Raw genomic sequence first — 12,039 nt, 5'->3', positions numbered from 1 at the left:
ACATGGAGCACACCATGAGGCATCCGCTCGTCTGCACGCTGGCCTTTCTGCTGGCCACTCCCCTCACCCAGGCCCACGAGCTCTACAACCAGGATGGCACTGTCTTCAACGCCAACCTCGAGGCCTTGTTCGGCATCTTTCACAGTGACGAAAGCTTCAACCAGGCCGGCAACCGCACGCCTGGCAGCAGCAGCTGGCGCGAGGGCTACGTCAAATATGGCCTGAGCGCGAGCCAGACCTTGGCCGACACCGGCTCGCTGTACGGCGCCTTCAGCCTGCTCAGCTCCGCCACCTGGGGTGACGGCGATGCCGCGGGCCTGACCCTTGGGGACGAACGCCGCACGGCCGTCGAGGATGCCTACCTGGGCTGGCGCTCGGGCACGCTGTTCCCGCTGCTGGGTGACGACGGCATCGATATTTCCGGCGGCCGCCAGGTGGTCACCTTGGGGGACGGCTTCCTGATCCAGGGCGATCCCGTCAACCTTGGCAAGGTCGACCTGGGTGCCAATTTCAATCGCGGCGGCGCCTACTACCTGGCGGCGCGCAAAGCCTTCGACCGTACCGCCGTGCTGCGCCTGGGCGGCAGCCAGGGCTGGCGTGGCGACCTGATGTGGCTCAAGTCCGATAACCACTATCAAGCCGACAGTTCCATGGCTGTCGCCAACCTGGAGCACGTCGGCGACGCGGGTACCGTTGGCCTGAGCTGGATTCACGGTCTGGATGTGGACCGTCGCTATGCCCAGATCATGGGCCTGGAGCACCGCGATGGCATGGACACCGTCAGTCTGCGCGGGCGCGGCAGCCTTGGCGTCCAGGACCTGGAAGTCGCGGGCGAATATGTCACCCAGGACCAACGAGGCACCCGTGAGAACGCCTGGTACCTGGAAGGCAGCTGGACCTTCTCGCAGCTGCCATGGACACCCACCGCCACCTATCGCTACAGCCGCTTCTCCAAGGACTTCGACCCATTGTTCTACGGGCTCAGCCGGGGTTACGGGACCTGGTTCCAGGGTGAGGTCGCCGCCAATTATGCCGGCCCGTTCAATACCAACACCCAGGTCCATCATGTGGGCTTGAAGGCCAAGCCGCGCGACAACCTGACCCTTGGCGCGCTGTACTTCGATTTCGACACGCTGGACACCGACCAGGGCAACGTCGGCGGGCGGGAACTGGACCTGTATGTGGAATGGATGGTCAACGATCACCTGCTGGTCAGCCCGGTACTGGGCTTCTACAAGCCTGAGCGCAGTGCCGACAATGGCGGCATGCAGCTGGGTAGTCGGGATACCGGGACCTATCTGCAACTGGTGATCGGGACTTTCTTCTGAGCCTTCGCCAAGCGTCGTGCAGGCGCTTGGTTACTCAAACGCAATACGCGGCCCTCAGCGATAACCCTGCTCCAGCAACCAGCGCCGCACCATGGCTTGTGCCTGTTCAGGCTTGTCTGCCAACGCCTCGACCAGACCCAAACCTGCCTGCATGGCCCGTACCACCGGCGCCAGTTCGATGCCCTGCAGGTGCCATACCCCCAGCGGCTGGTCGGCCGTCACCACCACCTCGGCCTCGTCCACCCAGCCTTCGCGCAACACTGGCCTGCGCTCAACTCGAACCGCCTGCCAGTTTGCGGCCTGGTGCATGGCCTGGTCATCAGGCCATCTCTGGCGCGGTGCCCAGAATCCCGCGTCGGCATGCCTTTGTTCCAGTCGGTAGAAATCCCGACCTGTGCGGGCAAAACGCAGGAACAACTGCTCGACCCGCTGCTGATGGAAGCGTTGCGCCAACGCCGACCGCTCCGGTCGCCTCAACAAGGTGTTGATCACCACCGGCGCCTGCAAGGCCGACGACAGTGACTGGAAGATCCCGTTGCCCGACAGAGGATCGACGGCCATCGCCGCATCCCCCACCCGCAGCCAGTCCGCACCGGCACACGCGCCGGCAAGAATCGCCGTGCTGCTGCGTGCATGCACCTGAGCGGGCTCCAACGCTTGGGCATCGAACAACTGTGCGACCCCTGCCGACTGCCGCCGCCGGGCCGCGCAATACTCCCCCAGTGCCGCCTTGCCCGGCAGCGAGGCCGCGCTGGCATCGAGGGTGATCTGCCAGTAGCAACGCCCGTCTGCCAGGCGCGCCATCCATGCCCAGCCATCATCGAGGCTTTCCACTGCAGAGGCAGGCGCGCCGCGTGCTGTCGATTGCCAGAGGTTGAGCAGGCTGACGGTTTCCGGACCGCGCAGGCGGCTGGCAGGCAGGGGTGCCTGGCGACCACGGGCTTCGACCAGAAAATCGCCGTGCAGCACCTGGCCGTCGTCGAGCTGCGCCTGGTATCGCCCGTTCTGCGTCAGCTCGCGGACACGCCCGTGAATGACATTCACCCCGGCGCACAGCAGATCCTCGCGCAGCGCTCGATCGAAGCGCGCACGATCGAGCAGGAATTCCTGATTCATCTGCATCCGTTCGCCGTTCCATTGCACCTGGCGCGCGGCAGCAACCGTCGCCACCCCCAACGCCAAGCCAAGCCCTGCATGGCGCAGGCCGTCCAGCACCCGCTGCGATACCCCTTCGACGGCATCGAAACGGCGCCAGTCCGACACCAGCGTGACCGCATAGCCCATGCGGCGCAGGCCTATGGCGGTTGCGGCCCCGGCAGGGCCTGCACCAAGCACGAGGATCTGCGGGTCACGGCTCATCGACACCTCGACGCTCAGGCCCGACGAAAGCCGCATGCGCCTGCAGCCAGGCACGTAGCTGTGCAGGTTGCAGCTCGGGATGCTCGCGTAACAGTGCGCACATTCGCCCGGTCAAGGCCGCGCACGCCAGGCTGGCCCCTGCCTGGGCATTCCCCCCCACCGGCGCGCCGAAGTCGGCCTGCGCCGTGCCCAGCCATGACCACTGGCCTGCGCGGCAACGGGCGTCGCCCGTGATGCGCAGCACGTTCGGGTAGCTGGCCGGATACACCGCAGCGCCACGGGCTGGGCTGGCCGCGCACAACACGACGCCGGCAGCCTGGGCGGCGGCGCAGGCCTGGCGCAGCACAGGACGGTCCTGCTGCAGCCCCAGGCTCAGATTGACCAAAGTGGCGCCCTGCTCCACCAGCCACAGCAATGCTGCAGCCACCTGCAAGGCGCTGGTCCGTCCTTGGTCGCTGAACACCTGGGCTACCAGCACCGGTACATCACCGGCCCCCTCGCGCAGACACTCCAGGACCGCACGTCCGTGGCCAAGGGCATCAGGCTGCGCCTCGCCCTCCTGGAGCAATCCGTCTTGCAGCCAGAAGCGCCGCGCGGCCGCCACTGTCGACATTTGCGACAACGTGCAGCCGCTATCGATCACCCCCAAACGCAGTTCAGTGGCCATGATCGACACGTACCTGCTGCAGAATCCGCAGTTGGCCGTCCTGCAGCTGCAGATGCAGGTCTGCATCGGCCAGGGTCGACGGCCTGTGGCTGATGAGAATGCGCGTGCGCCCGGCAAACAACTGGTCGATAGCGGCAATCACCTCGCGCTCGGTCGCCTCGTCCACGGCCGAAGTGGCTTCGTCCAGTACCAGGATCGCCGGATCCTGTAGCAAGGCGCGGGCGATGGCGATACGTTGTTTCTGCCCGCCGGACAACTGCTGGCCGCGCTCGCCGAGGACGCCATCGAGCCCCATCGGCAGGCTGTGCACCAGGCCCTCCAGGCGGGTCAGGCGCACCACCTGCTCCAGTGCGCTGCGGCTGGCGTCAGGTGTGCTGTAGGCGAGGTTCTGAGCCAGGGTGCCACGAAACAGTACGATGTCCTGGCTGACCACCGCGATGCGACGGCGCAGTGCAGCCAGGTCGAGTTGGCGCAGGTCGACACCGTCGAGCAGGATACGCCCACGATCCGGGTCGTAAAAACGCTGCAGCAGGTCGATCAGGGTCGACTTGCCCACCCCCGAGGCTCCGCTGATGGCCACCTTCAGCCCACCCGCGACGATGATATCGACCTGATCGAGCACCGCCCCTTGGCGGCCATCATGGGCGAAGCCAACGCCTTCCAGGCGCAACTCACCCGGCCCGTCGGGCATCGGCGTGGGCATCTCTGGCTCGCTGACCGCCACCGGTTCGCGCTTGAGTTCCATGACCCGGCCCAGGCTCACCGCCATCCGCTGCACCGCGACATACAGGCCAAGCAAGCTCTGCACCGGCCCCACGGCCATGCCCAGGTAGGTCGAGAAGGCGATCAGGGCGCCCAGCTGCCAGGTGCCCTGGATTACCCACCAGCCGCCTACCAGAAAGGCACAGGCGCGGCACCACGAGGTCAGGGTGCCGGGCACGGCCTGGGTGAAGAATTCGGTGATCTGGACCTTGAGCAGTTGCTTCATGTAGCCCTGCCCCAGCTGATCCAGGCGCCCCGCTTCACGCCCCTGTTGCCCGGCGGCCTGGATGAACTTCATCGCGGGCAGCGTCTCGACCAGGAACGACGACACGTCTGCCGAACGCTCACGCAGGCTGCGCACTTCGCGTTCGACCTTGCGCCGCATCCAACGCAACCACAGCACTTCGATCGGTACGAGCAAGGCCAGCAACAACGACAGTTGCCACGACAACATCAGCATCAAGGCCACCGCGCCAAGCAGGCCGATGACGCTGGAGACGGCCGCGAACAGCGAATCCACGGCAAAGCGCTGGATCTCGGCCACATCACCGTCCAGGCGCGAAAGGATATCGCCCGTACGGCGTCGCCCATAGAACGTCGGCGACAGCTGCTGCAAGTGTCGATAGAGGTCGTCGCGCAAGGCGAACAGGATGCGCCCCGACAAGCGCGTATGCAGGTAGCGGTTGCCCCCCGACAGCACGGTACCCAGCACCCCGGCACCGATCATCAACGCCGCCATGTGCCAGAGCGTCTGGTAATCGCGTGCCAGCAGGCCCTCGTCGATCAAGGTCTTGACCAGCCAGGGCTGGGCCAGGGCCAGCAGCGAAGCGACCAGCGACAACCCCAGCAACACGGCGATGGCCCGGCGCTGGGGCCGCACGAAACCGTACAGCCAGGCCAGGGCCTGGCGCATGAGCACGGGGTCGCCAGACTCGATCAGGCGCGAGAACACTCCGCCCATGGTCTATCCGCGCAACTGCTTGAGCTTGCGGTACAGCGTCGCGCGACTGATGCCCAGCGCCTCGGCGGCGGCCGATACATTGCCCTGGTGGCGCGCCAGGGCGCCACGGATCAATTCCAGTTCATTCTCGCGCAGGCTACCGGCCGCAGGCGTGCCACTGGACAACTCGTCGAGCAGACAATCGGTCAGGTGATCGAGCCCGAGCACCTGCTCACCCGCCTCGCGCATGGCCAGCGCGGTGCGCAGTACCATCTCCAGTTGGCGGATATTGCCCGGCCAGTCAAAGCCTTCGAGCAGGGAGGTCAATGCCGGATCCAGGGTGACGCCGCGGGCGCCGAGCTTGTCCAGCACCCCGTCGATCAGGGCGCCGAGGTCATCACGCTCGCGCAGGGCCGGCAGGCGCAGGGACACGCCGTTGACCCGGTAGTACAGGTCCTCGCGAAAGTGCTGTTCGGCTACCTGCCGCTTGAGATCACGGTGCGTGGCGCAGATGATCGCCACGTCGATGTCCTGCTCCTCGCCGGCCCCCAGCGGTGCCACACGGCGCTCCTGCAGCACGCGCAGCAGCCGGGCCTGCAGGGCCAGTGGCATGTCGCCGATTTCGTCGAGAAACAAGGTACCGCCATGGGCCTGCATCAGCCGACCGACCATGCCGCCGCGGCGCGAGCCGGTAAACGCGCCGTCGCGGTAGCCGAACAGCTCGGACTCGATCAGCCCTTCGGGAATCGCTGCGCAGTTGACTGCAACGAACGGTTTGTCCGCGCGCGGGCTGGCTTGGTGCAGGGCACGCGCCACCACTTCCTTGCCTGTCCCGGTTTCGCCCAGCAGCAGCACCGGCAGCCCGTTGACCAGGCCCTGGCGAGCCATGCGCAAACCCCGCGCCAGACGGCTGTCGCCACCGCCCAGTGCATCGAGCGCCGACCACTTGACCGCCGCAACAGGCTTTGCCGCGACGGTCGCGCCCAGGTTGCCATGGCGCGGCAGTTGCAGCACCCGAACGAAGAATTCCCCTTTGGCGGTCTGCACACTGCTCATCCCGCCCTGCAACAGGCGGTTGAGAAAGGCCGGCGAACGCTCGCCGAGCAAGTCGCTGCAACGTCGGCCGATCAAGCCAGGGCGTGGCAGCCCGAGCAACTGGCAGGCATTTTCGTTGGCCGCCATCACCTCACCATCAAGGCTCAGGGCCAGTAGCCCATGCCAGGCACTGCCCAGGTACTGCGGGCGACTGTGGAACGCCAGCACCAACTGCTCGGGGTGGTACAGGCCGAACAGCCGACTCTCGATGTTGCCGGCGGCAAGCATCAGGGTCGAAAGGCTGTCCTGCGGCTGGCTCATCACCCCTTCGCGGGTGATGTCGAGCACGCCGATCACTTCGCCGCGTGGATCGCGCAGGGGCACGGAGGTGCAGGAGAACGGGCTGAGGCGATCGAGGTAGTGTTCACCGCAGTTGATCAGGGTGGGCCGCCCTTCGACCACGGCGGTGCCGATGGCATTGGTGCCGCGCAGCGCCTCGCTCCAGCAACTGCCGGGGTGCAGGTCGCGCAGGCCATTGCGATTGAGCACATGGGTCTGCCCTTCGATGGCCAGCACATTGGCCTGGGCATCGCCGAGAATGATGATTCCGCCCTTGCCCTGGCGCTCGACCAGGTAGTCGAGTTCGGGGGTGACGGCGTCAATCAGCGTGCGGTTGAGCTCGAGCAGGGTCTGCAGGTTCTGGCCGTGCTCGATGCCAAGGCCGACCTGTTCGCCTTGCAGGCAGTCCAGGCCATGGCCGTGGCTGCGCCGCCATGAGGCATCGATCTCTTCGCGCAGCATGCCGGAAGGCAGCTCGCCCTCGTTGGCCAGGTGCAGGCGGACCTGGCGGGATTGCTGCATCGGGTCGTGGGCGTCTGTTATGGGTGATTGTCGCGCCATCGTTTACTCCAGCTGTACCCCGGAACTCTGCGCAGTGTGCGTCAGCCTGACGCATACGTAAAGCGGGCTGCGGCTGTGGGTGGCGCAGGCTGTGCCGGTGTCTGCGGGCGAGCCCGCTCGCACGACGAAAGCGCCCGGCCACCGCGTCTTTTCCGATCCGCGGGTGCACAGGGTCGCTTGCTGGGACCGACCAACCCTGCGCTCAGGGCGCCCGCCGATCACTTGCCATGGGCTGGACGAATCAACAGCGATACAATCCAGGCTTACCCACACCAGTGCCCGCCATGATCCAGTCAGACCTCGACCTCTTCGGTTCTCAGCCGCAATCGCTGGCCAGCCAGGTCATGCTGTTGCCAGGCTTTGCCCTGCCCGAGGTCGAAGCCCTGCTCGATGCCCTGCGCCCAGTGTTGCGCGCGGCACCCTTTCGACACATGCAGACGCCCGGCGGGCTGCACATGGCCGTCGCGCTGAGCAATTGCGGCAGCCTGGGCTGGGTCAGCGACGCGCGTGGCTACCGCTACAGCCCGCTGGATCCGCTGAGCGGCAAGCCCTGGCCGGCGCTGCCCGAGGTGCTGCTGACGCTGGCTGCGCGGGCCGCTTCCCAAGCCGGCTTCGAGGGGTTTGTGCCGGATGCGTGCCTGGTGAACCACTACCTGCCCGGTACACGCCTGAGCCTCCACCAGGATCGCAACGAGCAGGATTTCAGCCAGCCTATCGTGTCGATCTCGCTGGGGCTGCCCGCCGTCTTTCTGCTCGGCGGCATGCAACGCAGCGACCGGCCGCAGCATGTGCCGCTCAGTCATGGCGATGTCATGGTATGGGGTGGCGAGGATCGCCTGCGCTTCCATGGCGTGCTGCCGATCAAGCCGGGCAAGCATGAGCGGATGGGGGAACGACGGATCAACCTGACCCTGCGCAAGGCAGGCTGAGTGACCGTACCGAATGCAGATCCGGCACGATCACTCAACGAGCATCAGCGACTGGCCTCCAGCACCTGGTTCAATGCCGCCCCGTCGATACTCAAGGTCGCCGAATCGAACATGCCGTTGACGTAATTGCGCACCAGTTGCTCCTGGCGTTGTGCCCTGAGCAGTTGGGTCAGTTGCGGTGTCACCTCCTCCAGGGTTGCCGCCCGCGCCGGTTGCTGTTCGACCAACTTGATGATGTGCAGGCCCGCCGCCGTGCGCACCGGTTCACTCACTCCGTCGACCTTGAGCCGCGTCACCACCTCACGCACTTCAGGTAGCAACTGGTCGAGCGCCTGCAGCCCGCTGTCGCCGCCTTGGGCGGCAGTGCCGGTGTCCTGGGAGTGCTCGCGGGCGAGCGTGGCGAAATTGCCGTCGCGTGCCTGCTTGGCCAGGGCCTGGGCCTGCTTGACCACTGCCTCGTCGTCCTTGGGATTTTCGACCCGCAGGAAAATCTGGCTCAAGCGATAGCGTACCGGCAGGCGCAGTTCGTCCTTGTTGGCTTGGTACGCCTGCTCAAGCTCTGCCTGGTTCGGGTAATCGTCAGGCACTTGCGTGACCGAAGCGAGGTAGTCGCGCAATACGATCTGTTCGCTCACCGCACGGGTCTGCGCCTCGACATCTGGACGCTGTGGCCAGCCCTTGGCTTCGGCCTGGCGATACAGCGCCTTTTCTGCCAGGCGGGCGCGAATCCATGCCTCCAGTGCCGGACGATCGCCACGCAGGTGCTCGCGGGTCGACTCCGGTAACTGCGCCAGCAGCGTCTTCAGCTCGTCGCTACCGACCCTCTGTTCGCCCAGGCTGGCCAACACCGGTCCTTTGACCTCGGTCGCCGCCGGGTGCGCTGCGGCGACCGGCTCCTCCCCCGGACGTAGAACAAGGGCGACAGCCACGGCAATGACGGCCAGCGCACCCGCGCCGGCCCAGAAGGTACGGGAAGTCACGAAGCAGTCGCCGCGCCAGCCACCTGTTCGGTCTGGTCGGCGACAGTGCGGCTGTAGTCGCGCAGGTAGACGATGAACTCCTGCAGCAGACGATCCCACAGCACCAGGCTACCCAGCAGATGCTTCTCGCTGACGCCATCGGCCACCACCACGTCCTTTTCCATCACCAGGAACTCGCCCTGCACCGACAGCCGGGCGAAACGACGGCTGGCGTTCCAGCGCTCGGCCAGCCCGGCCGGCAGCTCGCCCTGGATGCGCAATGCGCAACTGAAGGTAAAGTCGAGGAACTCGCCCTCCTGGTCCTTGGCTCGATTGCCGAACCGTACTGCGTAACCCACGCCCTGGCTGGCGCTGAGCAGCTGCACGACAGCATTCTGCTCGCTACGATTGACCCGGCAGCCGGCATCCTGCAGCAGCTTGGTCAGGGAATCGGCGCTCACGGTTTCGATCAGGGTGACTTCGGTCATGTGTAGCCTTCCTTGTGGTGATGAAACAGCTCGGATTCATTCACACGCAGCAGGAAGACGGCTATAGCGGGGGCTGGCAAGACATCAGCGCTGGCGAATTCCCTGCCTCTGCGACCGTCCATCTGCAATCGCGCGTGTCGATATCAAGTAGTAGCACAAGGATTGCGCTCGGCCAGAAATTCTCTTTGCCCTGGCATCGGCACATCGCGGCGAACCCTATCCTCCGCCCTTTCAAAGCCCGGTGCTTGTGTGTAAAACGGTCCAACCATCTTCTTCGACGCAAGGACCTCCAGCATGCGCTACCGCCCTCTCGGCCGCTCCGGCCTGCAAGTCTCAGCCCTGACCCTGGGCAGCATGATGTTCGGCGAACAGACCGATACCGAGGCTTCGCTGCGCATCATCGACCGCGCCTGGGACCAGGGCATCAACTTCATCGACACCGCCGATGTCTACAACGCCGGGCGCTCCGAGGAGATCGTCGGCGAAGCGGTGGCACGCCATCGCCAGGACTGGATCGTTGCCTCCAAGGCCGGCTACGGTCCGGCAGACGGCCTGCCCAACCGCAGCGGGCTGTCACGCAAGCACCTGTTCAATGCGCTGGAGGCAACACTGACGCGCATGGACACCGACTACCTGGACATCTACTACCTGCACCGCGAAGACCACAAGGTACCGCTGGAAGAGACCGTGCGAGCCATCGGTGATCTGCTGCAGCAAGGCAAGATCCGCTATTGGGGCGTGTCCAACTTCCGCGGCTGGCGCATCGCCGAGATCTGCAACCTGGCCGAACGCCTCGGGGTGCCCAAGCCTGTGGTGAGCCAGCCGCTATACAACATCGTCAACCGCCAGGCCGAGCCCGAGCAACTGACCGCCGCGGCCTACCACGGGCTGGGCGTGGTGCCGTTCAGTCCCCTGGCCCGAGGCGTGCTCAGCGGCAAGTATGCGCCAGGCTCGACCCCTGACGCCGGCAGCCGCGCCGGGCGTCAGGACAAGCGGATCATGGAGGTGGAGTGGCGTCAGGAGTCGCTGGCCATCGCCCAGAAGATCCACGCCTACACCGACGCCAAGGGCGTAGGTATCGTCGAATTCGCCATCGCCTGGGTGCTCAACAACCAGCTGGTCAGTTCGGCCATCGTCGGGCCGCGTACCGAGGCGCAGTGGGAAACCTACGCCGGCGCGCTGGAGGTCAACATCACCGCCGAGGACGAAGCCTTCATCGATTCGCTGGTAACACCGGGGCATGCCTCGACGCCGGGGTTCAATGACGTCGCGCACTTTGTCAGCGGACGCTTGGCGCGCTGAAGTGCGCCGCCGTTCCTCCCGAACGAAATCGATGATCGCCCGTGACGCCGTCGACACTCGTCGGCGGCTCAGGTACTACAGATAGCCTCCCGGATAGGCGACTTCTGCTACTGGATACGTCCGAAACGCTCTATTGCAGGCCATTGGGGAGCGACAAGCGGGGATACCGGTCCCCCTTTTCCCCAATGGGACAGGTATGGTGCAGCCCATCGTATTTACTGCACCCAGAGGCTTCAATGACACTCGAGCACCTGTTCCGCCCCGTTCAAGTCGGCCCCCTCACCCTGCCAAACCGCGTTTTCATGGCGCCCCTGACACGCCTGCGCAGCCTGGAACCGGGCGATGTACCCACGCCGCTGATGGCCGAGTACTACAGCCAGCGTGCCAGTGCCGGGTTGATCATCAGCGAAGCGACGCAGATTTCCTTCCAGGCCAAAGGCTATTCGGGATCACCCGGTATCCACACCGACGAGCAGATCGCCGGCTGGCGCCTGGTCAACGAACGCATCCACGCAGCAGGTGGGCACAGCGCGGTACAGGTCTGGCATACCGGACGTATTTCCCACACCTCGCTACAGCCCGGCCAGGCCGCGCCGGTCGCGCCGTCGGCATTGCCCGCAGATGCCCGCACCTCGCTGCGCGACGCACAGGGCAATGTCATTCGCGTCGAAACCTCCGCGCCGCGGGCCTTGAGCGAAGCCGAAATCGCCGACATCGTCGCTGACTTCGGCCAGGCCGCCCACAATGCGCAGCACGCAGGCTTCGACCTGATCGAACTGCACGCCGCCCATGGTTACCTGCTGCACCAGTTCCTCTCGCCCAGCGCCAACGTGCGTGAAGACCGCTACGGTGGCAGCGTCGAGAATCGCGCACGGATCGTGCTGGAAGCGGTGGACGCCGCCATCGCCGGCTGGAGCGCCGACCGCGTGGCGATCCGCATCTTCCCGCTGGGGCCATTCAATGGGGTCGACAACGGTGAGGATCAGGAAGCCGCAGCGCTGTACCTGATCGAAGAACTGGCCAAGCGCAACCTGGCTTATCTGCATCTCTCGGAGCCGGATTGGGCCGGTGGAAAGCCGCTGCGTGACGAATTCCGCGAGGCGATTCGCGCCGTGTATCCGGGGGTGATCGTAGCGGCTGGCGGCTACACCCCGGAAAAAGCCGAGGCGCTGATTGCGCGTGGGCTGATCGATGCGGTGGCCTTCGGGCGCAGCTATATCGCCAACCCGGACCTGGTGGAACGCCTGCAGCAGCAAGCGCCTTTGAACGAGCACCGCGCACAGTTCGATTACGCCAATGGCGCCGAAGGCTATACGGACTACCCCGCGTTGCGCCGGGCTTGATACCGGAGCTATGCAGGCGCGGACTTG

10 protein-coding genes are annotated in these 12,039 nt (G+C 65.6%); 4 read left to right on the top strand and 6 right to left on the bottom strand.

The genetic code is table 11. The annotated features are described in order from the left end of the window. Positions 1–14: 14 nt before the first annotated feature. On the top strand, positions 15–1,328 hold the full coding sequence (locus ACNFHO_RS18090) for a hypothetical protein (protein ID WP_416766995.1): 1,314 nt from the start codon (positions 15–17) through the stop codon (positions 1,326–1,328). A 54-nt stretch (positions 1,329–1,382) separates the two neighbouring features. On the opposite strand, the gene ACNFHO_RS18085 is transcribed toward ACNFHO_RS18090, so the two are convergent. The 4 genes from ACNFHO_RS18085 to ACNFHO_RS18070 are packed head-to-tail and all read right to left on the bottom strand — an operon-like array spanning position 1,383 to position 6,991. Further along, complete coding sequence (locus ACNFHO_RS18085; protein WP_416766994.1) at positions 1,383–2,723, bottom strand: NAD(P)/FAD-dependent oxidoreductase; 1,341 nt, start codon at positions 2,721–2,723, stop codon at positions 1,383–1,385. After that, entirely contained in the window at positions 2,677–3,354 is a 678-nt protein-coding gene (locus tag ACNFHO_RS18080) for a S8 family serine peptidase (protein WP_414155422.1), read from the bottom strand. The genes ACNFHO_RS18085 and ACNFHO_RS18080 overlap by 47 nt, the downstream gene beginning before the upstream one ends. Continuing rightward, positions 3,344–5,077, bottom strand: coding sequence for an ABC transporter ATP-binding protein (locus ACNFHO_RS18075; RefSeq protein ID WP_416766993.1), 1,734 nt, complete (start codon positions 5,075–5,077; stop codon positions 3,344–3,346). The genes ACNFHO_RS18080 and ACNFHO_RS18075 overlap by 11 nt, the downstream gene beginning before the upstream one ends. A 3-nt stretch (positions 5,078–5,080) precedes the next feature. Next, complete coding sequence (locus tag ACNFHO_RS18070; protein ID WP_416766992.1) at positions 5,081–6,991, bottom strand: sigma-54-dependent Fis family transcriptional regulator; 1,911 nt, start codon at positions 6,989–6,991, stop codon at positions 5,081–5,083. A 284-nt stretch (positions 6,992–7,275) separates the two neighbouring features. On the opposite strand from ACNFHO_RS18070, the gene alkB reads away from it, so the two are divergent. Further along, entirely contained in the window at positions 7,276–7,920 is a 645-nt protein-coding gene (alkB, locus tag ACNFHO_RS18065; RefSeq protein WP_054891331.1) for a DNA oxidative demethylase AlkB, read from the top strand. Between the two features lie 44 nt (positions 7,921–7,964). Here the strand turns inward: alkB and ACNFHO_RS18060 are convergent, their stop codons facing one another. Both ACNFHO_RS18060 and ACNFHO_RS18055 read right to left on the bottom strand, forming a co-directional pair. Beyond that, a complete protein-coding gene (locus ACNFHO_RS18060) occupies positions 7,965–8,900 on the bottom strand; it encodes a peptidylprolyl isomerase (RefSeq protein ID WP_416766991.1) in 936 nt (311 codons plus the stop codon). Beyond that, a complete protein-coding gene (locus ACNFHO_RS18055; RefSeq protein ID WP_112898187.1) occupies positions 8,897–9,367 on the bottom strand; it encodes a YbjN domain-containing protein in 471 nt (156 codons plus the stop codon). The genes ACNFHO_RS18060 and ACNFHO_RS18055 overlap by 4 nt, the downstream gene beginning before the upstream one ends. A 294-nt stretch (positions 9,368–9,661) precedes the next feature. Between ACNFHO_RS18055 and ACNFHO_RS18050 the strand changes: the two genes are divergently transcribed. Together ACNFHO_RS18050 and ACNFHO_RS18045 are read left to right on the top strand one after the other, a co-directional pair. Next, the gene (locus ACNFHO_RS18050; RefSeq protein ID WP_054891328.1) at positions 9,662–10,669 is read left to right on the top strand and encodes an aldo/keto reductase; all 1,008 of its coding nucleotides are present in this window, start codon (positions 9,662–9,664) and stop codon (positions 10,667–10,669) included. A 236-nt stretch (positions 10,670–10,905) separates the two neighbouring features. Continuing rightward, entirely contained in the window at positions 10,906–12,012 is a 1,107-nt protein-coding gene (locus ACNFHO_RS18045; RefSeq protein ID WP_416766990.1) for an alkene reductase, read from the top strand. The last annotated feature ends 27 nt before the right edge of the window (positions 12,013–12,039 follow it).

This window comes from Pseudomonas sp. NY15374, from assembly GCF_048068255.1.
Taxonomy (GTDB): Bacteria; Pseudomonadota; Gammaproteobacteria; order Pseudomonadales; family Pseudomonadaceae; genus Aquipseudomonas; species Aquipseudomonas machongensis.
Note: the sequence above shows the minus strand (reverse complement) of the source record. Positions and strands in the feature narration are given on the sequence as shown.

Excerpts from the sequence above, each read along its gene's own strand:
- ACNFHO_RS18090 (WP_416766995.1), top strand. The coding sequence starts at position 15 with ATGAGGCATCCGCTCGTCTGCACGCTGGCCTTTCTGCTGGCCACTCCC.
- ACNFHO_RS18085 (WP_416766994.1), bottom strand. The coding sequence starts at position 2,723 with ATGCGGCTTTCGTCGGGCCTGAGCGTCGAGGTGTCGATGAGCCGTGAC.
- ACNFHO_RS18080 (WP_414155422.1), bottom strand. The coding sequence starts at position 3,354 with ATGGCCACTGAACTGCGTTTGGGGGTGATCGATAGCGGCTGCACGTTG.
- ACNFHO_RS18075 (WP_416766993.1), bottom strand. The coding sequence starts at position 5,077 with ATGGGCGGAGTGTTCTCGCGCCTGATCGAGTCTGGCGACCCCGTGCTC.
- ACNFHO_RS18070 (WP_416766992.1), bottom strand. The coding sequence starts at position 6,991 with ATGGCGCGACAATCACCCATAACAGACGCCCACGACCCGATGCAGCAA.
- alkB (WP_054891331.1), top strand. The coding sequence starts at position 7,276 with ATGATCCAGTCAGACCTCGACCTCTTCGGTTCTCAGCCGCAATCGCTG.
- ACNFHO_RS18055 (WP_112898187.1), bottom strand. The coding sequence starts at position 9,367 with ATGACCGAAGTCACCCTGATCGAAACCGTGAGCGCCGATTCCCTGACC.
- ACNFHO_RS18050 (WP_054891328.1), top strand. The coding sequence starts at position 9,662 with ATGCGCTACCGCCCTCTCGGCCGCTCCGGCCTGCAAGTCTCAGCCCTG.
- ACNFHO_RS18045 (WP_416766990.1), top strand. The coding sequence starts at position 10,906 with ATGACACTCGAGCACCTGTTCCGCCCCGTTCAAGTCGGCCCCCTCACC.